The following is a 21,673-nucleotide window of genomic DNA, read 5'->3' on the forward strand; positions in this document are numbered from 1 at the left end:
CACAGCCGACGCCCGCGCCCCTCAACGCCGCAACGTCTCCCGCGGGTACTCCCCGAACCGGTTCGCGTACACCGAGGCGAACCGCCCCATGTGCGCGAAGCCCCACCGCCGGGCGACGTCCGCCACCGAGGTCGCCTGCGGGTCGAGGATCCGCAGTTCCTCGTGCACCCGTCCGAGCCGCACTTCGCGCAGGTACGTCATCGGCGAGCGCTCGAACGCCCGCTGGAACGACTCCTGGATCCCCCGGATGCTCAGCCCCGCGGCCTGTGCGATGTCGGCGACGGTGAGCGGTTGGTGGGCGTGCGCCTGGATGAACTCGACCGCGGCCCGGAGCCGTCCGTCGCTGCGGGTGCCGTAGCCCGCGGGGAACCGCTCGGCCTGCAGCGGGTACATCCGGAACAGGGCCCGGGCGACGTCACGCTGCGCCTCGTGCCAGGCAAGGGACTCGTCGCCCTCCTCGCGCAGCGCACGGAGCGCGCCGGACACGGCGGTCCGCCACAGGCCGAGGGCTGCGGAGTCCGGCGTCGTCGTGGTGTCGAACGCCATGGTGCCGTCGACCAGGTGGTCCTCGGCGGCGACGTCGAGCACCAGGTCACGGCGCAGGTGCACCAGGCGCTGGTCCCAGTCCTGGTACTCCATCTCGAACCGGCGCTCGACGGGGAACAGCGTCGGGACGCCGGGCTGCATGCGCACCTCGTCGCGGCCGACGTCGACGCGGGCCTCGCCGCGTTCGAGCCACTGGACGACGACCTCGCCCTCGGTGGCGACGTCACCGCGCAGGTAGCCGTGCATCTGGGAACGGCGGACGCTCAGCCGTTGGTCACCGACACCGACGTACTTGAACCAGTACTCCTGGTCGAGGGCGCGGGAGTACCAGGCCTTGCCGGCGTACATGCCGGCGAGCGAGCTGATGGCTTCGTCGGTGTCCTGACCGGCCACGGCGACGAGCGACCGCGGCGAAGCGGGGCGCGCAGCAGGATCGGAACCCGGAGCGGGCGCCTGCGACTCGGTCGTGTCGGTCATGGGAACACCTCTCTCTCCTGGAGCAGAGCGGTGTGGTCACCTCCGGGTGGTCCCCGGCCTGCCCTCTCACGCTAGGGAGCAGCGGGTGGACGTACAACCGGGTTGCGTTCCGCGGCCTAACGGCCGGTCCAGCGCACCCAGCCGTGCACCTGAGCCGCCGCGCTCTCGAAGGACGAGTGCCCGCCGGTCAACGAGTGGTCCGGGGAATCGACGGTGTACGTGTCGGTCCGGGTGATGTCGCACACGACCTCGGCGTCGATCCACCCGTTCCAGTGGTCGGCTGAATCGCGTACCCACCGCAGTCGGTCCGGCATGCGTTTCCAATCGGTTCCGTGGACCGCAGTCGTCGCGCTCCGAGTTGGACGGTAGTCCTGTCAGATGTCCGTCGCACAGGGTGGCGGCCCGGATCGTCGGTGGCGACTGGCACGATGGTCCCGTGCCTGCTGCCCCGATGATCGACGCCGTCGACGTCATCCGCTTCGTCGGGCCGCAGACCTTCGGCCGCGCACGCGACGTCGTCCGCGCCGGCCTGGTCGACGACGCCACCTGGCACGACGACGACGGCACGGTCACCGCGATCGTGTCCGGCACCGCCGACGACCCGTACGAACTCCGCGTCGACACCACCCCGGCGCGCGGCGACTTCGTCCGCCCGGTCCGCAGCACCTGCAGCTGCCCGCTCGGCGGTGACTGCAAGCACGTCGCGGCCGCGCTCCTCACCATCAACGCCCGCGCCCTCGCCGCGAACGCCGGCCCACGCCCGGAGACGCCGGCTCCGCCGCCCTCGGACTGGAGGCACGACCTCGCCCGCCTCGCCGGTGACGACGATCGGGCGCCCATCCCGCAGGGCACCCGGATGGGTCTGCAGTTCGAGTTGCGTGACGCGGTCCCCGCCAAGCTCGCCTCGCGCGCCCGTGCCGCCGGCCGCGCCCTGCCGGCGCCGTCCCGCGGCGTGCGGCTCGGCGTCCGGCCGGTGACCCGCAGCGACGCCGGCAACTGGGTGCGCGGGCAGCTGACGTGGGGCACGCTCCCGTACTCGCAGAACCGGCTCGGCGTCGGTGCCGAGCAGCACGCCTGGTTCCTGCAGCTCGCCGCCCTGCACCGCGCCGGACAGCTCGCGGGCCTGCCGGGTGAGAGCGACTGGCTGCACCTCGACGACTTCCGGAGCCCCCTGCTCTGGCCGCTCCTGCAGCAGGCAGCGGCGCTCGACATCGCGTTCGTCACCGGCAAGCGCGAGGGCGGTGCGGTGCTCGGCACGCAGGCGCAGGTGCTGCTCGACGTCGGCCGGCACGACGACGCCGTGGTGATCGGTGCGAGTGCCGTGCTCGACGGCCGGCCCGTGGTGCCCGGAGCGGCGCGGATGATCGGCGACCACGGCGTCTACGTGTTCCGCGAGAGCCCCGAGTTCACGGTCGCCGTCGCACCGACCCCGGCGCCGGTGCCCGAGGACCAGCGCCGCATGCTCGTCGAAGGCACCCGGATCACCGTGCCGACCGCCGAGGTCGACGAGTTCCTGGCCGACTGGTCACCCCGGTTGCGCGGTGCCCTCGGGCTGGTCAGCTCCGACGGCTCGGTGGAGCTGCCCGAGCGCACCCCGCCCGAGCTCGTGCTCACCGCGACCTTCGAGCCGGCCCGCGCCCCGCGCACCGACGACCGCGTGCACCTGCACTGGCGCTGGCACGTCGACGGCCGGAAGGACCCGGTGTCCCTGCACGGCCCGCTCCCCGACCTGTCCGGGCTCCGTGCCGCCGACGATCCGACGGGCAGCGACGACGCTCCCGTCGCGGACCCGGCCGCGGCGGTGGAGCCGACCACGTCGTCGACGCCGACCGACGACGCGACGCAGGCCGGGCCTCCCGTCCGCCCTGCCGGACCCGGTGGCGGACTGGACTGGTTCCAGGACGGCACCATCGACGGGGCCGACGTCGCGGTGTTCGCGAACGAGTTCCTGCCCGAGCTGCCGTCGCTCGGCGTCCGCACGGTCGTGCAGGGTGAGCGGCTCGACTACGAGCGGTTGAGCGGGCGGCCGCACATCCGCGTCACGACGATGCCGTCGGACAAGCACGACTGGTTCGACCTCGGCATCATCGTCAGCGTCAACGGCAAGCAGATCCCCTTCACGCCGCTGCTCACCGCGCTCGCGGGTCGGCAGCGACGACTCAAGCTCGTCGACAACTCGTACCTGTCGCTGGCCGACCCCGCGTTCGACCGGCTCAAGGAGCTCATCGACGAGGCCCGCGAGCTGGACGAGTGGGAGCCCGACCAGCCGATCGCCGTCACGCCGCTGCACGCCGGGCTGTGGACCGAGTTCGACCTGCTGGCCGACGAGACCTCGCACGACGAGCGGTGGCAGGCGATCACCTCGGGGCTGCTCGGGGCGACTCCCCCGGGTGACGTCCCCGTGCCGGACACCGTGCACGCCGACCTGCGGCCGTACCAGCACGCCGGGTACGCGTGGCTGTCGTTCCTGGTGACGCACGGCATCGGCGGGGTGCTCGCCGACGACATGGGCCTCGGCAAGACGCTGCAGGTGCTCGCGATGGTCGCCGCCCGTCGTGCCGCGGAGCCCGACGCGCCCCCGTTCCTGGTCGTCGCACCGACGTCGGTCGTCGGCAACTGGGCGGCCGAAGCGGCCAAGTTCGTGCCGTCGTTGCGGGTCGCGACGGTGACCTCGACGTCGTTGAAGGACCCGGGGCTCGTCGCCCGGACCGCCGCTGCGTCGGACATCGTCGTCACCTCGTACGCGCTGCTCCGGCTCGACGCCCGCGCCTGGACGGACCTGCCGTGGTCGGCGCTGGTGCTCGACGAGGCCCAGTTCGTGAAGAACCCGCAGTCCCAGACCCACCGCGTCGCCTCGGAGCTGCAGGCACCCGTGAAGTTCGCGATCACCGGCACCCCCCTCGAGAACGGCCTGACCGACCTGTGGGCACTGTTCCACATCGTCGCGCCGGGGCTGCTGTCCACCTGGACCCGGTTCGGCGACGACTACGTGAAGCCCCTCGCCTCGCCCGAGCTCCGCGGCGAGGCCCGGCAAGAGCTCACCGGGCGGCTGCGTCGACGGATCCGGCCGCTCATGCTTCGCCGCACCAAGGAAGCCGTCGCGGCCGACCTGCCGCCGAAGCAAGAACAAGTCGTCCGGGTCACGCTCGACCCCGGGCACCGGGAGCTGTACGAGCGCACCCTGAACCGGGAGCGCCTGAAGGTCCTCGACCTGATCGACGACCTGTCGAAGAACCGGATGATCGTGTTCCGGTCGCTGACGCTGCTGCGGATGCTCGCGCTGTCGCCGGCGCTGGTGTCGTCCGGGTCGTCCGGGTCGTCCGGGTCAGCGTCAGCGGACTCGGACGTCACGTCGGGATCGACCCCGATCCCCTCGGCCAAGCTCGACCTGCTGCTCGACGAACTCGAACAGCTCGCGGCGGAGGGCCGTCGCGCCCTGGTGTTCAGCCAGTTCACCTCGTTCCTGCGGATGGTGTCCGACGCCCTCGACGCCCGCGGCATCGGCTACGAGTACCTCGACGGCTCCACCCGCAAGCGCCCCGAGGTCATCGAGCGCTTCCGGCAGGGCACCGCCCCGGCGTTCCTCATCTCGTTGAAGGCCGGCGGGTTCGGGCTCACCCTGACCGAGGCGGACACCGTGTTCGTGCTCGACCCGTGGTGGAACCCCGCCGCCGAGTCCCAGGCCGTCGACCGCACGCACCGCATCGGGCAGACCCGGTCGGTCAGCGTCCAGCGATTCATCGCCGAGGACACCATCGAGGAGAAGGTCCTCGCCCTCGCCGCTCGCAAGGCCGAGCTGTTCGCCACGATGATCGACGACGACGCCCTGTTCGCCGACGACCTCACCGCCGACGACATCCGCTCGCTGCTGACCTGACCCGCCGCCCGCGCCCCCGTTCGACCCGCACCACGTTCCGCCCCGCACCACCTGGAGTCCCACCGCATGACGTCCCGCCGACGCCGCAGCCGCATCACCCTGACCTCCGTCCTCGTCGTCCTGGCCCTCGCCGTCGGCGGGTACGCGCTCGACGCGTCCGGCGTCCTCGGGCCGGACGCCGACGCGGCGGGCACGACCGCTGCGGGCGACCCCACGGCCGGGGAGACGACCACCATCGGACCGCAGCAGGCGTCGTCGGGGGCGAACCCCGCCTCCAGTCCGACCGTCAGCCGCGGAGCCGACGCCGACGCGGTCCGCGCACGCACCCAGCTCGCCGACCTGCCCGTCAAGGGCAAGGCCGCCGGCACCGGCTACGACCGCACCGGCGACTTCGGCAGCGCCTGGCTCGACGTCGACCGCAACGGGTGCGACACCCGGAACGACGTCCTCGCCCGCGATCTCGCCGACATCACCCGCGAGGGCCGCTGCAAGGTGCTCACCGGCACCCTCGTCTCGCCGTACACGGGTGCGAGGGTGGACTTCGTGCGCGGCAACACGACCTCGACGCTCGTGCAGATCGACCACGTCGTCGCACTCGAGAACGCCTGGCGCACCGGGGCGCAGCGGCTCACCGAGACCGAGCGGCAGGCGCTGGCGAACGACCCGGTGAACCTGTTCGCCGTCGACGGGCGGTCCAACTCGCAGAAGGGCTCCGGCGACGCGGCGACCTGGCTCCCCGCCAACAAGGCGTTCCGCTGCACCTACGTCGAGCACCAGGTCACGGTGAAGGCGAAGTACCGCCTGTGGGTGGCTCCGGCGGAGCGGGACGCGATGGTGCGGGTGCTGGACGCCTGCTGACTCCGCCGTTAAACGACAGGTGTAGTCTAGGTATCTCGATGCAGATGCATCGATCGGACTCGCTGCCCCACCGCGGACCCCGAGCCCTTCACCGTCGAAGACCTCAGGAGGCCTCCCACCATGCCCGAAACCACCACCGGCGCCACCCGCTTCGCTGACCGCGTCGTCCTCATCACCGGCGGGGGCTCCGGCCTCGGCCGCGCGACCGCCGTCCGCCTGGCAGCCGAGGGCGCTGCGCTCTCCCTCGTCGACGTCTCCGAGCAGGGACTCGAGGCGACGAAGGCCGCCGTGCTCGAGGCCACCCCGGATGCGCAGGTCCTGACGACCGTCGCCGACGTGTCCGACGAAGCCCAGGTCGACGCCTACGTCACCGCCACGACCGAGCGCTTCGGCCGCATCGACGGCTTCTTCAACAACGCCGGCATCGAGGGCAAGCAGAACCCCACCGAGTCCTTCACCGCTGCCGAGTTCGACCGCGTCGTGTCGATCAACCTGCGCGGCGTGTTCCTCGGGCTCGAGAAGGTGCTCAAGGTCATGCGCGAGCAGGGCTCCGGCATGGTCGTGAACACCGCGAGCGTCGGCGGCATCCGTGGCATCGGCAACCAGTCCGGGTACGCGGCAGCCAAGCACGGCGTCGTCGGCCTCACCCGCAACTCGGCCGTCGAGTACGGCCGCTACGGCATCCGCATCAACGCCATCGCCCCCGGAGCCATCTGGACGCCCATGGTCGAGAACTCGATGAAGCAGCTCGACGCCGAGAACCCGCGCAAGGCCGCCGAGGAGTTCATCCAGGTCAACCCGACCAAGCGCTACGGCGAGGCCCCCGAGATCGCCGCCGTCGTCGCCTTCCTGCTGTCGGACGACGCGTCCTACGTCAACGCGACGGTCGTCCCGATCGACGGCGGGCAGTCGGCCGCGTACTGAGACCGTCACCTCCGACGCCCGGCGCACGTCCGCGTGCTCCGGGCTTCGGCCTGGAGGCGCGGCTCGGCCCCGCCGTGTCCGCCGACCGTGACAGCATGGCTGGTGTGAGTACCGATCAGACCAACGGATCAGCCTTCGGCCGAGGGGTCGACAAGGCCCCGCCGACCGCGGCCGCCGAACTCCGCCGCCGGATGGCCGCCTCGCCCGCGGGCTTCCTGCGCAGCGCGGCATGGGTCCCCTGGAAGCCGGCGGGCACTCCGGAAGCCGGCAGCGTCGCCCACGTCATGATCCGGGACAAGCCGTTCGTGCCGGTCTTCACCGACCCGGCCGAGCTCGCCGCCGGTCTGCCCGAGGCCGAGGGGCGTCCGGTGCCGATGTCCGAGCTCGTGTCCGCGCTCCCCGAGGAGTTCGGCATCGTGGTTGACCCCACGAGTGCGGCCGAGGCGAACTTCCTGCACGCCGATGTCCTCGCCCAGATGCGGGTGCAGATGCAGAGCGGCGTCCCGACCAGCGACGACTGACCGCTGCGTCAGAGGCTCGGCGCGATCGTCGTCAGGCAGCCGCCATCGCCGCGACAGCGACGGCCCACCAGTACCCGAGCAGACCACCCGCCGGAACTGCCAGGACCGCGACGACCCGAGCCCGGCGCATGAGGCTGCGGCGGGAGCGAGCGTCGGCGATCTCGCGTTCGAGTCGCTCGAAGCGCTGGACGTGGCGGAGTGTGTCGTTGATGACCACGGCATCGACGTGCCAGGTGCCCCGTTCCTCCGCCAGCATCGACAGGAAGCGCACGGCTTCGTCGGAGTGCGCACGTGGGAGGCCGCGGATCCAGCTCCCCACACGCTCGGGCTCGAGGACCACGGCGGCCGGCGGCTTCTTGCCGAACCGGAGTTCGGCAGTCTCGACCACCAGGATCGGCTGCACGAGGATCGGACCGCCCGCTGCGGCCGACAGCAGTGCTGTTGCACGCTCTCCCTCGGCCAGCGCGCGGTGCACGTGCGGCGTCCGCTGGCCGTTCACCATCAGTGTGCGTCCGCCCGCCCAGACCGCGTGACCGGAGTGGTTCTTCGTGTTGATCGAGAAGACGCCGGTCGGACCGACCACGATGTGATCGATGTCCGTGCTGCCCCTCCCGATCGGGACGGCATGCAGGACCGTGAAGTCCGGGCCGAGTTCCTCGAGCTGCGCCGCGACCTGCCGCTCGCCGATCGCCCCCTTGAACCACGAACGGGCTTCCGGCCGGAGCGGGTCGTGCCCCCAGAACCGCTGCCAGGTCGTCAGTGCGCGGCCGTCGGCCTGGATCGCGAGACACTGCTGCATCACGGCGTACCCGGGCTTGCGGGCGCGGAGTGTCAGCGGCGCCGTTCCCTTCGGGCTCGGACGGTCCGCGGTGATCGTGTGCTCCCCCATGCCTCCACCGTTTCAGGACGACGCCTGGTCCGGCCAGCCCTCGTTCTGGCGTCACAGCGCGGCGGGCGGGCCCATGGTTTCTCGCGGTTGACGGTTCTGGTTCACGATCCCCAGGGTTCGTGAACCAGAACCGTCACGCAGCGCTGACTCAGCCGGCGTGCTCCGCGACGACCACCCAGGTCACGGACACCACGATCGCCATGACGGTCGCGGTGCCGACAGCGACCGCCCATCCCTGCGACCTCGTCCGCCGAACCCGTGCGGCGACGACCGCACCCCCGACGAAGACGGCGACGAGCACGATGCTCTCGACCAGGCTCGGGAGCCACGCGACCCACGGCGTGCACGGACGCGTCGACGTCTCCCAGTCACAGCTGTACTGCGACAGTCCGGCGAAGACCCACCCGATGAGCACAGCGGCGATCCCAGCCAGCGCCGTCGCGACGAACAGCGAAACGGTCACGACGAGGTCAGCCGTCGACGCCCGAGAGCGCCACGGCGCGGGTCGGCTCGCCCAGTCCTCCAGCATGTCCCCCGCCTTCGCGATCAGGCTCGGACAGCCTGCGGGCACGGCTCGACGAGCTCGATGAAGCGGGACAACAGGGACAGGCCCGCGATCGACGGGGGCAGTCCGGTGGTCAGCGCCGGTGAGTGCACGAGGTACGCCGCCCACTTCGCCCGCGAGATCGCCACGTTCAACCGGTTCGGCATGAGCAGGAAGTCGAGGCCGCGCGGGATGTCCGCTGCGCTCGACGCCGCCAGGGACACGATCGACACGACGGCCTCTCGGCCCTGGAACAGGTCGACCGTGCCGACCTGGGTGCCGGTGAAGCCCTTGCGGTCGAGCTCCTGCCGGATCAGTGCCCCCTGCGCGTTGTACGGCGCCACCACGATGACGTCCTCGTCGGTCAGTGCACGGGTGTCGGAACCGTCCGTCCATGTGCGGCCGACGACGTCACCGACGAGGGTGACGACCCGGGCGGCCTCCTCAGTAGAGGACGTCGTGTTGCCCGCGTGGACGACCGGCACGGGGTGCACACCCGCGTCGATGCCGTCGAGGTGCCGTCCGGAGACCATCGAGGCGAGCTTTCCGTCGTACGACAGGGCAGAGACGGATTCGGTCAGCGCGGGCTCCATGCGGCGGGTGCGGGCCAGGAAGTAGCCGAACTCGGGCGGCAGGACGTGTTGGCCGTCGGCGAGCCAGCCGAGCGCGGACTCGTCGACGGGCTCCGGGTGCGAGCCCTGTGACACCTGGGGCAGCTGCTGGGGATCCCCGAGCAGCAGGAGCCGGGTCGCGGCGACCGACGACGCGATGGTCGGTGCGAGGGAGAACTGTCCGGCCTCGTCGACCACGAGCAGGTCGAGCGAACGGCGCTCGATCGTCGACTCGTTCGCGAACGTCCATGCCGTGCCACCGACGACACCGCCGATACCCGAGGCCTCGGAGGAGGACAGGAACGCGGCGACCGCAGCACCGTTCTTCACCGGGGTCCAGGCCGCGGCGTCGAGCTCGTCCTCGGTCGCGCCGGACTTCGGCACCTTCACGACCCGGTCCGCCGGGACGCCGGCCTTGACCACCGAGGCGAGGAAGTTCTCCGACGTCGCGTGTGACTGGCCGACGACCCCCACACGCCAGCCATGCTCGCGGACGAGCCGGGCGACGACGTTCGAGCCGACGTAGGTCTTGCCCGTGCCGGGAGGGCCCTGGATCGCCAGGTACGACCGGTCGAGGCCGAGCAGGGTCGACACGACGGCCGACACCGTGTCGTCGCCCTGCACCGGGACGATCGGGCCACGCGGGGGCACCCGACGCAGCAGGTCGAGCGCCGGGTCGGGCAGCATCGCCGGCAGCTCGTCGAGCACGGCCTGACCCCACCAGGCGATCGCCTCGGGCTGGGGCTTCGCGCGGGGCGGTGCCGACGGGGCGAGGGCCACCGGGAACTCGTGGTGCGGTTCGCCACCGACGGGCAGGCCCTCCTTCAGCAGGACCTCGACGGCATCGCCGTTGTCCCAGACGTCCACGATCACGGCGCGCGACGACGCGCCCTTCGACCCGGGGCCCGGTGAGGCGACCGATGGCGGAAGCGGGTCGTCGTAGACCAGGTGGGGCGTGCCTCCAGGCCGGAGCCGCGAGCCGGGCGCGAGCGTCCCCGACAACCGGAGTTCCCGCGACTGTGAGCGGGCACGCGGCAGCGTGTCCCAGTCACGCTCGACGGACGCACGCTCCACGACCAGGACGTCGCGGGTGTCGGCCCAGTCGTCGACCGGGTTCCGCAGGCGGTCGAAGTGGTCCTGCCAGAAGGTCTTGGCCTCGCGGCGGTGGTAGTCGATCGCGGCTGCGGCGAGCGCCAGCGCGGTCTGGTCAGGGGTGCGGTCGAGGGCGTCGACGTCCTCGAGCTGCGCGGCCAGGGCGACGGACACCGGGTTCGGCTCGCGCTCGACCGGGATCGGCGGGACCTCGAGCTCGAGCGCGGGGTCGGCCGCATCGGGGTCGTCGGTGCGCAGCGAGCGGAGCCAGTCGCGCAGGCGCAGGGTCGAACGGCAGTCGTAGGCGTTGTAGTCGGCGACCTGGTCGAGCATCCGCTGCCCTTCGGCGGCGTCGCCGTTCCGGAGTTCCTCGATCGCGTCGACGTAGGCGGTGATGCTGTCCGCGGCGTTCGTGACGTCGCTCTCGCGCAGGTCCGAGCCCATGTACAGCGGTTCGAGCTTCTTGATCGAGTAGCTGTGGCTGCCGACGACCAGGGCCTTGCGGACGATCGGGTACAGGTCGACCAGGACGCCGGCGCGCAGCAGGTCGTCGACGGCCTCTTCACCCACCCCGTGCCGGGCGGCGAGCGACAGCAGGTGCGTCCGCTCGTAGGCCGCGTAGTGGTAGATGTGCATCCCCGGGTACTGCTGCCGCCGGGCCTCGATGAACGCGAGGAACTGCTCCAGCGCAACTCGTTCGTCGCGGAGGGTGTGCGCCCAGAACGCGGTGAACTCAGCGCGGTCGTCGACCAGGCCGAACAGGTAGTCGAGGCCCCAGTGCACGCCGTCCTCGGTGTGCAGCGGGTCGCCCTCGAAGTCGAAGAACACGTCGCCCGGGTCGGGCGCCGGGATCGCGTCGAGCGCACGGGCGTCGAGGACCTCGAAGCGCGGCTTCACGGGCTGGCCCGGCCCGTCGGCGCCCGCCCGTCGGGCGTCTTCCGATTCGATCTGGAGGCTCGCCTGATGTACCAGCCGATCCTGCGTCGCGAGGGACAAGCCCGGCACTGCCCGGGTGCGGACCGCCAGGTCGTCGATCGTCCGCACCTCGTGCTTGATCAGCTTCGCCCGCTGGTCGAGGCGCATGCCCGCGACGAGGACGAGGTCGCGGTGCTCGGCCACCTGGGTCGAACAGATCGCACAGCGCCCGCAGCTGGAGTACCGCGGGTCACCCCACTGCAGCGACTCGTCGGCGGCGATGCGCTCGGCGATGACCCGCTGCAGTTCGGCGCGCTGTGTGCGGTACACCGGCGCGATGTCGGCGAGGTCGTGCGTCGTGGTCGTCCGGTCGCCGAGCACCAGGTGCACCTGCTGCCCGGTGGGGATGCCGTGCGCCTGCATCTGCTCGGCGTACGCGGCGAGCTGCAGCAGGGCGCTGATCTTGGCGTGCCGGGCGAGCTTGGTGTCGTAGACCTCGTACTCGCCGCGGTCGTTGCGGATGATGAAGTCCGCGAAGCCGATGAACCCGGGGGCGTCTGCCGTCGGCGCTGTGTGGAACGTCGGCTGGTAGAGCACGTCGGCACCGTCGGCGAAGGCCTGTCGTGCTTCGGCTGCGGCGCGTACGTAGTCCGGCGGGGCGGGGCGGTCGAACTCGACGACGTCGCGGGTCTGCTTGAGGATGTCGAGGTAGTCGAGCTCGTGCTGGTCCCCCAGCCGTGCGGTGCGCTCGAGCATGTCGTCGTGCACATCGGGCAGGGCTTCCCCGCGACCGAGCTTGGCGTCGAGGCGGCGCAGGAATGCCCACTCGCAGGCCGACCACGTGCTCAGGTCGCTCGGGCTGAGCAGCACGTGCCCGTCGACGCCGATCTGCATGCGCTCCCCCGTCTCTATGGTGCGCTGAAAGCCTAGGGGTGGGCGCCGACGTTCACCCTTCCCCCTTGCCCGGCAACCGATCATCTGACATGTTGGTGTGCATCTTCGGTCCGGAGGTCGCTCAGCGGAGGCAGCATGATCATCGAGCACGCCGTCGTCCCGAAACGGTCCGCGCCGCGGTGCAAGACGCACTCTCGTATCGAATCGCGTCGCCCGAATGGGTGCCTGTTGCGAGCACGCCTCACCCGCGAGACTGGCTCGTGGCTGATCAGGGACGGGGACCCGGCTGGCCATCGAGCTGTTCGCCCCGTGGAGGGACTTTCAGCATGAGCGTCGCGGGCGCATCGGCCGGAGCACGAGCACGGCACTTGTTGGCCGAAGCGGCTGCCGATCCGCCCGGCGCGCTTGCACTCCGAGCAGAGGCTGCCCGCTTTGCGGTGGCGGAACGCACGGAGGCACAGACCCTGCAACTCCTCTCGGACTTGACCGCCGACGGTTTCCACTTCCTGACTGATCGACGTTGGCCCGGTTCGAAGAACGCTCAGGTCGACCTCATCCTGGTCGGTCGTGCCGGCGTCTTCATCGTCGACACCAAGGCCTGGCGGGAGTTCTCGATCGAGAACGGTCGGCCACACCGCGGCGATGAAGACGTGGCTGACACCTTCGACTCACTCGGCTCGCTTCTCGACGGGGCTCAGGAGGCGTTTGCCGAGGTCGGCCTTCCTCCGAGCGAGGTGCACTGCATCGCGGCGATGACCCTCCAGCCGACAATTACCGCGCAGGTCGGCGTCATCGAGGTCATCGGTGTCGATCGACTGGTGGACAAAATCCGCCGGCGCGGCGCGCGGCTCACGCCGGCCGACGCAGAACGAGTCGCTGCCGTCGCACGCGATTACTTCGCGCTCCTTCCGAGCCCGGACCCCACTCCCTCGGCGCTCCTCATCGAACAACGACCAGAACAAGCTCCACTCTTCGACCTCGCGACGTTCCACCAAGGACTCCTTCACCTGGACGATGCACCCATCGAGACGTGGATGTCGTACCTCGATCCGGCTCAAGCACGGATCGCCCGGCGGAGCTTCAACGGACCTGCGCGGATCCGCGGCGCGGCAGGGACGGGCAAGACAGTCGTCGGCTTGCACCGCACCGCCCACCTCGCGCGCCGGAGCCGGAAGAGGGTCCTGGTCACGACCTACGTCAGAACGTTCCCGGCCGTGCTCGAATCTCTCCTGCGGCGGCTCGAACCGGCACACGCAGCGAAGGTCGAGTTCGCGGGAGTCCACGCATTCGCGCACGGGATCCTGACCGAGCGCAAGGTCCCGTTCCGGGTCGATCAGGGCCTCGTCAACAGCGCTTGGTGGCGCGCCTGGCGAGATCTTCCAGAGTCCCATCCCCTCCGGAGTTCCAAGTTCTCCGTCGACTACTGGCGCGACGAGGTCGACCACGTGATCAAGGGTCGCGGACTGCTCGACTTCGACCAGTACGCAACCGTCGCCAGGGTCGGCCGCAAGTACCGGCTGCCGGTCGAACTCAGGCAGCACGTCTGGGGGCTCGCGGAGGCGTACGACCGAAACCTGCGAAGCCTTCGGGTCATGGACTGGGCCGACCTCATCCGAACAGCACGAGATGAGCTTCTCGAGCGGCCGCTCGACCGGTACGACGCTGTCCTGATCGATGAAGCGCAGGACCTGACATCCCTCTCCGTCGGCATGCTGCACGCCCTTGTCGGTGATCGTCAGGACGGCCTCACCCTCATCGGCGACGGGCAACAGTCCATCTACCCCGGCGGCTACACGCTCAGTGAGGTCGGGATCTCGTTGGCGGGCCGCGGCGTCGTCCTCGACGTCAATCACCGGAACACACGAGAGATTGCGGAGTTCGCGCGCCGCTTGGTCGCCGACGACATCGTCACCGACATCGAGGGTACAGACGCTCCCGGGGACACCGTGGCGGCGATCACCCGGTCGGGGCCAAAGCCGGTGCTCCACCGGTCGTCGGACCACCGTGAGCTCGACCGGCTCCTGCTCGAGGCGCTCCGTGCAGCGATCGATCGTGGTCGGGCGCGCACCGGCGACATCGGCATCCTGACACCGAGCAACGCCAGCGCCGATCGGCTCCTCAAGATGCTTCGCCGCGACAAACTCGCCGCGATTTCCGTCGAGTCCTACCGCGGGCAGACCTCAGATGCGATCAAGGTCGGCACGATCAAACGCGCGAAGGGCTTGGAGTTCAAGCACGTGTTCCTCACCGACATCCCCTCGGCGCTGCTGGTCGACCCTCCCGAGGACGCCCCGGACAGCGCGCTCGAACGACGGCGCCTCGATCTCCGGGAGCTCTACGTCGGGATGACCAGGGCACGTGATGAGTTGTGGGTCGGCGTCAGCAACTGAACGCCTTCCCGGCGACGTTCACTCGTGTGATGACGGTCGCTGCACGAACCGCGGCCCGTCGTACCCGTCACGTGTCACGTGTGCTGTGAAGTCGGCGAGCGTGCGAACCCAGTGCCCGCGTTCGCCATAGAGCGCCTGGTACACGACCACGGGCTCCTCGGTCTCGACGTCCCGGGCGACGAGCAGCACCTCGTAGTCGTTGCCCTTGAAGTGTCGGTAGCGGCCCGCGGTCACGTCGTCAGTCACGCGACCGAGGGTACGGCCCGAGCGGTCGGACCATGACCACGCGTTCTGCTTGACTGAGCAGCACGGGGAACGAGCACCACGGGGGAACCACATGACCGCACTGAGCACTCGAGAGCGGGACCGTCGCGCACAGCGCGTCTTCTTCGTCGTGATGGCGGTCGTCATGGCGGTCGCGGACGTCTGGCTGCACTTCCACGCCGGCGCCATCCGTCCCTCGGCCTTCTGGGTCCCAACCGTCGTCGGACTCGTGTACGGCGCGGTGGTGTGGCCGCTCGGCCTGCGTCAGGAGTCGAGGTGGTGGCCGAACCTGGTCGGGGCGGGGTTCCTCGGTGGATTCCTCGTCCTCATCGCGACGAAGACGTTCTCGCCGTACGCCTGGTTCCTCGCGGTCGTGATCGGGTCGTTGCTGTTCCAGGCCGCCCTCCCGCGGAAACGACCCGCGGCGCGGGTCGCCGCCAGGCTCCCCCTGACCGAGGTGCAACCGTGGACCGGGTCGGGAGTCACGGCCACGGTGGTCGAGCATCCGTTCGGCAAGAGCCGGACGAAGCCAGCCGTCGCCCTCACCACGCAGGACGGGGCCACCGCGTTCCTGGTGATGGAGCTCGCCTCGTTCTTCGACGGTGAATCGGCGATCGCAGAATCGACGAACGGCGAACAGCTGACCTTCCTCACCAGGAAGGGCGTCGCGGCGAAGTCGTCCGTCCTCGACGACGCGACGCCGGGGATCGCCGACGGCATGCTTTTCCTGCACTCGGCGAAGGACGAGTCGCGGCCTTCCGCCGTCTTCAGCAACGACGACGCCGCCGCGTTCGAGCAGTGGGTCCGCACGCTCCCCGAGGGCTGAGCACCCGCCAAGCCCGGCGAGACGCGCACACCTCGCGGTCACATCCGGTCACGTTCGACAGCAGTTCGTCAGCCGGGCGTATCGTCGCCGTGTGAACGTCGGAACCGCAGTGGCCGTGCTCGTGGGGGTCCTCGCGCTCGCGACGGTCCTCGGTCTCCTGCTCCGCCACCGGACCGGACGAGCCCGACCGGTGGGCACCGCCACGTCGTCGAGGCAGGACGCAGATGGCCTCGCGCTCGACAACGACTACGGCGCGGCCGCGACCCTCGTCCAGTTCTCGACGCCGACGTGTGCTCGTTGCCCGGCCACGCGCCGGCTGCTCGCCGCCGTCGCCGGTCAACACGAGGGCGTTCGCCGCATCGAGATCGACCTCGCGGAGCGACCCGAACTCGCGAGCCGCTTCGAAGTCCTGCAGACCCCGACGGTCCTGCTGCTCGACGCCGACCGCTCGGTCCACACCCGCTTCGGAGGCCCACCCCGCCCACCCGAGCTCGCCGCAGCCCTCGCCACTGTCCTGACCGCAGGAACCGCGGGCACCACCGGCACCGCAGACACGACCGGCACCCAGGAGTCCCGATGACCACCACGAACGACCCCACACGCGGCATCGACCCGCGCTCCCCACGCTTCGGCGCCGCCATCACCACGGTGCTCCTCGCCGCGACGATCGTCCTCACGCTGATCCCCGAGACGTGGGTCGCCGGCATCGTGCTGCTCGCGGTCATCGTCGTGCTGTTCGCCGTCGGAGGCATCGCCGGCATCCGCCGCCACCCCTACGGCGCACTCTTCCGACGAGCCGTCCGCCCACGCCTCGCCCCGCCCGCCGAACTCGAGGCCCCGGAACCCCCGACCTTCGCTCAGCAGGTCGGCCTGTTCGTGACCGCGGTCTCGGTGCTCCTCGCACTGCTCGGCGTGCCGTACGCCGCTCCGATCGGTGCCGCAGTCGCCCTGGTCGCCGCGTTCCTCAACGCTGTCTTCGACGTGTGCATCGGCTGCCTGCTCTACGTGTGGCTGGTCCGGGCGGGCGTCTTCCGTCCGCGGCGCGGCGTCGCCTGACGGCGTCCGGCCTGGAGGCCCGCCCCACCTCGACCGCACCGCCAGCGTCCGACAGGTGCTCGGCTCCAGAACACGGCTCTGCCCCGCCCCGTAGGGTGAGCGAGTGGGGGAAGACGAACGAATCATCCGGCGCGCGTGGCGTCGCACCGCCCTGGTCGTGTCGATCGCCGCGGTCGCGGGGGCAGTAGCCGGTTGGGCAACCTCGCGGGACGAGGACGGTTGGACCGTCGCCCTGGCGATCTGCACGTGCGTCGCCGTGCTCGTAGGCTTGGCCGGGATGCTCTCGTTGCTCCCAGCCACGGCACGCGCGTCGTCGATCATCACGCAGGCGACCGAGGACCTGACGAGAGACCGTCGCAAGATCATCAAGGGAGCCATCCGCTCGGGCGTTCCGCTCGCGGACGACGCAGGCCCGGAACTGCAGCACCGTGCGCTCACCCTCGCCCGCGCGACCGCCGCGTTCAACGGGCTGATCCTCGTCGAGAACCTCCTGCTGTTCGCAGGAGCCGCAGCTCCCCAGTTCGCCCGGGTCGTCACCGGCGATGGCAATGCGATCATCAGCCGGATCTTCCTCGCGCTCTTCGTCATCGAAATGGTGTTCGTCGTGCCGTTGCTGGTCGTCCGAGGCCGCCGAGCGCGGCGCTACGCGGATGCCGCCACTGCCGACAACGATCGCCGCACCGACACTCCGGTCTCCGTCGTATGACCACCGCAACGGAGATGCACTCGACACCGGAGGTGATCGCCCGCCGAGCCTGGCGCAGGACGGCTTGGATCATCCTGGCCGGCGGAATCGTCGGCCTGATGGTGGGCGTCGTGGTCGTCATCCTGCTCGGAGACGCGCGCCGAGGCCCGGGATGGCCCCTCGTGGTGATCGGGTGCACGGTGGCGGCCGGAGGACTCGCGGGGGCGTTCTCGCTCGTCGCCACCACACTCCGGCTGACTCCGCAGATGCAGGCGCCCCTCGAAGGGCTCTCGCGCTTCGGCCGGAAGACCCTCGCGCAGGCGATCGCGAAGCAAGCCCCGATCGAACCGGCCGATTCTGACCTCGCACAACGGGCGTTCGACCTCGCCCGTCTCCGCGCCGCTTACCAGCCGATCGCCCTCGGTCAGTTCCTGCTGCTCTGCCTCGGCGTCGTTGGTCCGCAGCTCCCGAACCTCGTCGGCGACGACCCCTTCTCTGCCGTCTTCAGTCGGATCCTCTGCGGCACGCTCCTCGTTGCGGCCGTCGTCTTCACGCCACTCTTCCTCCACCGGTCCCGAAGCTGCCGGCGCTACGTGCAGGCGGCCACCGAAGCAGCCGCCCGCCAGCGCTGACTCAGTAGGCCTGCCGCACCTCGTAGTCCTGAGGTGATCCTCCACCCTGTACGGTGAAACACCAGTACGAGGTTTCAAGGGGTCGCAGTGGGCATACAGATCGACGAACTGACTTTCGGGTACCGGCGGGACCACACGGTGCTCTCCGGGTTGTCGACGGTGTTCCCGACCGGAGCGAGCGTCCTGCTCGGGCCGAACGGCGCTGGCAAGTCGACCCTGCTCGGGCTCGTCGCCGACACGCTCCGCCCCCGCGCCGGGACGATCAGCATCGAGGGACTGGGGGAACCGGGGACGCGCGGAGACCACCGACTGTACCGCCGCGGGGTCGCATGGCTTCCGCAGCGGAGCGGCGCCTTCCCCGGCTTGACCGCACGGGAGCACGTCGCATACTGCGGTTGGCTGAAGGGCCTGTCGCGCGCCGACGCCTGGGATGGATCGACGGCCGCCCTGACCGCCGTCGATCTCGCCACCCGAGCCGACGCACGAGCGTCCTCGTTGTCGGGCGGCCAGATCCGGCGGCTCGGCGTTGCCGGCGCGCTGGTGTCCGGCGCGCAGTGGATCCTGCTTGACGAACCGACGGCCGGACTCGATCCGGCACAGCGCGCGCGGTTCGCTCGGGTGATCCAGAACCTGCCGACGGAAGTGTCCGTCGTCGTCTCGACGCACCAGACCGAGGACGTCGCCGCGACCTACGACCACGTGACCGTCCTCGTCGACGGCCGGGTGCCGTTCGCTGGTTCGGTCGCGTCGTTCACCGAGCCGTTCGCAGACCTCTCGCCCGCCGAGGCGATCACCGCTTCGTACGCGCGGTTCACGAGTGAGGACGACTGATGCGCCCGATCATCCCGTGGCGCAGCCGAGCCGCAGTGTGGCTCCTCATTCCAGGGCTGCTCGGCGTCGTCGCGTACAGCGTGCAGTTCGCAGATGAGACGACCGTCGCCGGCTACTGGCCCGCCGCGATGGCCGGCTCCGCGATCTACCTGGTGTTCTCGTGCGGAGTGGCGGCCACGGCCGGCGCCTGGGAAGGGAAGCGCTTCCGAGCTGCGGCGCCGGTGATCGAGTCCAGCAGCCGATCCAGCACAGCAGTCGTCACCGATCACCTGTGGACACCACTGGCCGCCGGGCTGTTGCTCCAGCTCGTCGCGGTCGCACTCATGAGTCGGGACACCTGGGGCGCTCCCGGTGGCCCGTCGCCCCTCGTCGGCCTGGCATTCGCGGGAATCCTGTTCCTCCACAGCTGCGTCGGATTCGCACTGGGGCGGTGGCTCCCGCCGGTGGTGTCCATCCCGCTGAGCCTGCTCGTCTCCTACAGCTGGCTCGGCTTCACCTGGTCCGTGGACTACTTCCCGCTCCGGTACCTCGCCGGTCTGGTGATGGCGGACTGCTGCTCGGTCGAGACCGCGCTCGACATCCGGGCTCCGGTCATCGCGACGGCGTTCAGTCTGCTCGCGGGGTGCAGTCTGCTCGTCATCGCGGTCGCCCGACGCTCGAGTGGTGACCGTGCGCGCCGGTTCGGACTCCAGATCGGCGCGAGCGCGTTCGTCGTGATCACCCTCATCGCGCTGACCGCCGGCTCCGGCCTCGGCGCGGCACCGATCGTCGACCGCCCGCAAGCGCAAGCGATCTGCAGCGGCGCGGCGCCGACGATCTGCCTCTTCCCGGAGCAACGCGCCACCGACGACTCGCAGTCGGTGATCCGGAAGGCCGTGGAGAACCTCGGCCGCTCGGGCATCACGGTGCCGTCGACCATCCGCGCGAGCAACGCGCCGTCGACGCTCGACGTCCTGAACATGATCGTCCAGGTCCGGATGACCGACGCCGACCTGCTCCACAGCATCACCACCTCCTTGCTCGGCGATGCCGAGGTGGCGTACTGCGGCACCGAGGAGGACGACGCCGAACGCCTCAACGATGCCGCTGTCGCCAACCGATGGCTCATCGACGTCGCCGCCGAGGGCATCGTGAACGCCGACCACGTGGAACCCGCCCTCGAGCTGGATGACCCCGACGTTCTGCGAGCCCTCCGTCGTGCTCCGGACCCCGCTCAGGCCGCGTGGGTCACCGCGACGGTCGACCGGCTGACGGATTGCTCGGTCGGCCACATCACGGTGCCGTCCTCGTGATCTGGTGGCTGCGTGTCCACCGCACCCTGCCGTTGCTCGGACTCACGACCGCCCTGACGGTGCTCTCGATCGCGCTCGGCCCGATCGGCATGCTCTTCCCCTCGTTCGGCGGCGGCGCACCGTTCGCACTGATCCCCGTCGCGGCCGTGCTCCCGCTTGTGATCGCCATCGCGACGAGCGCTTCGATCACCCGCGCACCGTTCCCCGCGCCCACTCGGCGGACGGACCTGCTCGAGCTGGCCGCCGTCATCGCGGTGGTCGCGCTGGTGACAGCCACCGCGAGCATCGGCCTCGCGGTCGGCGCCGAACCCGAGGCCGCGGTCGCGACCGCCCGGAACACGATCGCGTTCTGCGCACTCGCACTGGTCAGCCGAGCGGTACTCGGCGACCGGTACCAGTCGGTGCCGGGCGTGCTCTACCTGTTCGTCGCAGCGCTGTTCGGTCGGGGGACCCCGGACCAACCAGCCGGATGGGCCGGAGTCGTGTCGACGAACACCGACCCGGCGTCGTGGGCGTTCGTCCTCCCCCTGGTGATCGCCGCCACCGTCAGTCCGCTGGCACACAGGTCGGGCAGAACGACGTAACACGCAATTTACTTTCCGCACTGGCGCTAACCTGCGAAAGACGCTTTCATGGCGGGATGACGATCACCGAGCGGCCCGAGCGATCCGAGCGATCCGAGCGCGCCGACGCCTTCGCCCTCGTCCGCACCCAGTCGGCGAGCATGCCGTCGAGCATGCGCGCCATCGCCGACGCCGTCCTCGAGGACCCGGCAGCCGCGGCCACCACCAACGCCACCGACCTCGCCGGCCGAGCCGGGGTCTCCCCCGCCACGGTCTCCCGCTTCGCCCAGCACCTGGGTTTCGCGAACTTCGCCGCCCTGCAGCGCAGCATGACCCGGGCCGTCGAACGCGGGATCCACGAGCGTGAGTCCACCGAGATCCACGCCGGGGTCGCGGTCGACGACGACGTCGCCACCGTCATCGCGAAGGTCACCGAGGACGTCCGCGCGGTGATGGCCGACACCCGCGCCGCACTCGACCCGCACGCGCTCGACGAATCAGCACGAAAGCTAGCCGACGCCCGCCGCGTCGTCCTGTACGGCGTCGGCGCGAGCGGCATCGTCGCCCGAGATCTGCACCTCAAGCTCGAACGCATCGGCATCGTGAGCTCGATCGCCGATGACCCGCACAACGCCCTGACCCTGGCGAGCGTGATCGGCGAGCACGACGTCCTGGTGCTCGTCAGCCACTCGGGCTCCACCGTCGAGACCCTCGAGGTCGCCCACGCCGCCCGAGCCCAACACGCCACGATCGTCGCGATCACCGGCCACGCCTCCGCCCCGCTCGCCACCACCGCCGACCACGTCCTGCTCGGTGTCGCCGGTGCCGAGAGTGCCCTGCGCCCCGCCGCCATGGGCAGCCGGATGAGCCAGCTCGCCATCGTCGACACCCTGTTCATCGTCGTCGCGCAGCGCACCGACGAACGCTCCCAGCCGCTCCTCGCCCGCAGCCGCGACGCCGTCCGCACCCACCACCGGAACTGAGCA

General features: G+C 70.6%; 20 protein-coding genes. 14 read left to right on the plus strand and 6 right to left on the minus strand.

The window, feature by feature from the left end:
• Positions 1-21 precede the first annotated feature (21 nt).
• Together DEJ01_RS12515 and DEJ01_RS12520 are read right to left on the minus strand one after the other, a co-directional pair.
• Positions 22-1,023 (minus strand): AraC family transcriptional regulator, encoded by a 1,002-nt coding sequence (locus tag DEJ01_RS12515; RefSeq protein ID WP_111093161.1) that lies wholly within the window; start codon positions 1,021-1,023, stop codon positions 22-24.
• 116 nt (positions 1,024-1,139) lie between these two features.
• Positions 1,140-1,337, minus strand: coding sequence for a hypothetical protein (locus DEJ01_RS12520; protein ID WP_027465181.1), 198 nt, complete (start codon positions 1,335-1,337; stop codon positions 1,140-1,142).
• Between the two features lie 122 nt (positions 1,338-1,459).
• Here DEJ01_RS12520 and DEJ01_RS12525 point away from each other — a divergent pair, with 122 nt between their 5' ends.
• The 4 genes from DEJ01_RS12525 (at position 1,460) to DEJ01_RS12540 (ending at position 7,203) form a co-directional block, all read left to right on the plus strand.
• Complete coding sequence (locus tag DEJ01_RS12525; RefSeq protein WP_146247609.1) at positions 1,460-4,900, plus strand: DEAD/DEAH box helicase; 3,441 nt, start codon at positions 1,460-1,462, stop codon at positions 4,898-4,900.
• A gap of 66 nt (positions 4,901-4,966) precedes the next feature.
• Positions 4,967-5,758 (plus strand): HNH endonuclease family protein, encoded by a 792-nt coding sequence (locus tag DEJ01_RS12530; protein ID WP_220038690.1) that lies wholly within the window; start codon positions 4,967-4,969, stop codon positions 5,756-5,758.
• 120 nt (positions 5,759-5,878) lie between these two features.
• Positions 5,879-6,682 carry an SDR family oxidoreductase gene (locus tag DEJ01_RS12535; RefSeq protein ID WP_111093163.1) on the plus strand — a complete coding sequence of 268 codons (804 nt, stop codon included), beginning with the start codon at positions 5,879-5,881 and terminating at the stop codon, positions 6,680-6,682.
• A 95-nt stretch (positions 6,683-6,777) separates the two neighbouring features.
• Positions 6,778-7,203: an SseB family protein gene (locus DEJ01_RS12540; protein ID WP_146245733.1), complete on the plus strand. Its 426-nt coding sequence runs from the start codon at positions 6,778-6,780 to the stop codon at positions 7,201-7,203.
• 31 nt (positions 7,204-7,234) lie between these two features.
• On the opposite strand, the gene DEJ01_RS12545 is transcribed toward DEJ01_RS12540, so the two are convergent.
• The 3 genes from DEJ01_RS12545 to DEJ01_RS12555 form a co-directional block, all read right to left on the minus strand.
• The gene (locus DEJ01_RS12545; protein ID WP_111093165.1) at positions 7,235-8,092 is read right to left on the minus strand and encodes a nuclease-related domain-containing protein; all 858 of its coding nucleotides are present in this window, start codon (positions 8,090-8,092) and stop codon (positions 7,235-7,237) included.
• A 148-nt stretch (positions 8,093-8,240) separates the two neighbouring features.
• Complete coding sequence (locus DEJ01_RS12550) at positions 8,241-8,621, minus strand: hypothetical protein (RefSeq protein ID WP_146247610.1); 381 nt, start codon at positions 8,619-8,621, stop codon at positions 8,241-8,243.
• A 17-nt stretch (positions 8,622-8,638) separates the two neighbouring features.
• Positions 8,639-12,148, minus strand: a complete 3,510-nt coding sequence (locus DEJ01_RS12555; RefSeq protein ID WP_111093167.1) for a TM0106 family RecB-like putative nuclease — start codon at positions 12,146-12,148, stop codon at positions 8,639-8,641.
• Positions 12,149-12,474: 326 nt separating this feature from the next.
• Here DEJ01_RS12555 and DEJ01_RS12560 point away from each other — a divergent pair, with 326 nt between their 5' ends.
• Positions 12,475-14,538 (plus strand): nuclease-related domain-containing DEAD/DEAH box helicase, encoded by a 2,064-nt coding sequence (locus tag DEJ01_RS12560; RefSeq protein WP_181438440.1) that lies wholly within the window; start codon positions 12,475-12,477, stop codon positions 14,536-14,538.
• A gap of 18 nt (positions 14,539-14,556) precedes the next feature.
• Here DEJ01_RS12560 and DEJ01_RS12565 read toward each other — a convergent pair whose 3' ends face one another.
• Complete coding sequence (locus tag DEJ01_RS12565) at positions 14,557-14,784, minus strand: DUF1653 domain-containing protein (protein ID WP_258375712.1); 228 nt, start codon at positions 14,782-14,784, stop codon at positions 14,557-14,559.
• A 91-nt stretch (positions 14,785-14,875) separates the two neighbouring features.
• Here DEJ01_RS12565 and DEJ01_RS12570 point away from each other — a divergent pair, with 91 nt between their 5' ends.
• The 9 genes from DEJ01_RS12570 (at position 14,876) to DEJ01_RS12605 (ending at position 21,670) form a co-directional block, all read left to right on the plus strand.
• Positions 14,876-15,628, plus strand: a complete 753-nt coding sequence (locus DEJ01_RS12570) for a hypothetical protein (RefSeq protein ID WP_111093169.1) — start codon at positions 14,876-14,878, stop codon at positions 15,626-15,628.
• 91 nt (positions 15,629-15,719) lie between these two features.
• A complete protein-coding gene (locus tag DEJ01_RS12575; protein WP_111055039.1) occupies positions 15,720-16,208 on the plus strand; it encodes a thioredoxin family protein in 489 nt (162 codons plus the stop codon).
• Positions 16,205-16,684, plus strand: a complete 480-nt coding sequence (locus DEJ01_RS12580) for a DUF4395 domain-containing protein (protein ID WP_111093170.1) — start codon at positions 16,205-16,207, stop codon at positions 16,682-16,684. Before DEJ01_RS12575 ends, DEJ01_RS12580 begins: the two co-directional genes overlap by 4 nt.
• Positions 16,685-16,787: 103 nt before the next feature.
• Positions 16,788-17,390: a hypothetical protein gene (locus DEJ01_RS12585; RefSeq protein ID WP_111093171.1), complete on the plus strand. Its 603-nt coding sequence runs from the start codon at positions 16,788-16,790 to the stop codon at positions 17,388-17,390.
• Entirely contained in the window at positions 17,387-18,001 is a 615-nt protein-coding gene (locus tag DEJ01_RS12590; RefSeq protein WP_111093172.1) for a hypothetical protein, read from the plus strand. The genes DEJ01_RS12585 and DEJ01_RS12590 overlap by 4 nt, the downstream gene beginning before the upstream one ends.
• A gap of 87 nt (positions 18,002-18,088) precedes the next feature.
• A complete protein-coding gene (locus tag DEJ01_RS12595; RefSeq protein WP_220038691.1) occupies positions 18,089-18,832 on the plus strand; it encodes an ATP-binding cassette domain-containing protein in 744 nt (247 codons plus the stop codon).
• Positions 18,832-20,124 (plus strand): hypothetical protein, encoded by a 1,293-nt coding sequence (locus tag DEJ01_RS12600; RefSeq protein WP_111093173.1) that lies wholly within the window; start codon positions 18,832-18,834, stop codon positions 20,122-20,124. Before DEJ01_RS12595 ends, DEJ01_RS12600 begins: the two co-directional genes overlap by 1 nt.
• Positions 20,121-20,708: a hypothetical protein gene (locus DEJ01_RS17930; RefSeq protein WP_146247613.1), complete on the plus strand. Its 588-nt coding sequence runs from the start codon at positions 20,121-20,123 to the stop codon at positions 20,706-20,708. Before DEJ01_RS12600 ends, DEJ01_RS17930 begins: the two co-directional genes overlap by 4 nt.
• Positions 20,709-20,764: 56 nt before the next feature.
• Complete coding sequence (locus DEJ01_RS12605) at positions 20,765-21,670, plus strand: MurR/RpiR family transcriptional regulator (protein WP_181438441.1); 906 nt, start codon at positions 20,765-20,767, stop codon at positions 21,668-21,670.
• Positions 21,671-21,673 lie beyond the last annotated feature (3 nt).

The sequence above is a fragment of the Curtobacterium sp. MCLR17_040 genome (genome assembly GCF_003234735.1).
Taxonomy (GTDB): domain Bacteria; phylum Actinomycetota; class Actinomycetes; order Actinomycetales; family Microbacteriaceae; genus Curtobacterium; species Curtobacterium flaccumfaciens.

Bases quoted from the DNA above. Each gene is read 5' to 3' on its own strand.
- DEJ01_RS12515 (WP_111093161.1), bottom strand. From the start codon at position 1,023: ATGACCGACACGACCGAGTCGCAGGCGCCCGCTCCGGGTTCCGATCCT.
- DEJ01_RS12600 (WP_111093173.1), top strand. From the start codon at position 18,832: ATGCGCCCGATCATCCCGTGGCGCAGCCGAGCCGCAGTGTGGCTCCTC.
- DEJ01_RS12570 (WP_111093169.1), top strand. From the start codon at position 14,876: ATGACCGCACTGAGCACTCGAGAGCGGGACCGTCGCGCACAGCGCGTC.
- DEJ01_RS12530 (WP_220038690.1), top strand. From the start codon at position 4,967: ATGACGTCCCGCCGACGCCGCAGCCGCATCACCCTGACCTCCGTCCTC.
- DEJ01_RS12535 (WP_111093163.1), top strand. From the start codon at position 5,879: ATGCCCGAAACCACCACCGGCGCCACCCGCTTCGCTGACCGCGTCGTC.
- DEJ01_RS12590 (WP_111093172.1), top strand. From the start codon at position 17,387: ATGACCACCGCAACGGAGATGCACTCGACACCGGAGGTGATCGCCCGC.
- DEJ01_RS12605 (WP_181438441.1), top strand. From the start codon at position 20,765: ATGACGATCACCGAGCGGCCCGAGCGATCCGAGCGATCCGAGCGCGCC.
- DEJ01_RS12580 (WP_111093170.1), top strand. From the start codon at position 16,205: ATGACCACCACGAACGACCCCACACGCGGCATCGACCCGCGCTCCCCA.
- DEJ01_RS12545 (WP_111093165.1), bottom strand. From the start codon at position 8,092: ATGGGGGAGCACACGATCACCGCGGACCGTCCGAGCCCGAAGGGAACG.
- DEJ01_RS12540 (WP_146245733.1), top strand. From the start codon at position 6,778: ATGGCTGGTGTGAGTACCGATCAGACCAACGGATCAGCCTTCGGCCGA.
- DEJ01_RS12550 (WP_146247610.1), bottom strand. From the start codon at position 8,621: ATGCTGGAGGACTGGGCGAGCCGACCCGCGCCGTGGCGCTCTCGGGCG.
- DEJ01_RS12555 (WP_111093167.1), bottom strand. From the start codon at position 12,148: ATGCAGATCGGCGTCGACGGGCACGTGCTGCTCAGCCCGAGCGACCTG.
- DEJ01_RS12560 (WP_181438440.1), top strand. From the start codon at position 12,475: ATGAGCGTCGCGGGCGCATCGGCCGGAGCACGAGCACGGCACTTGTTG.
- DEJ01_RS12520 (WP_027465181.1), bottom strand. From the start codon at position 1,337: ATGCCGGACCGACTGCGGTGGGTACGCGATTCAGCCGACCACTGGAAC.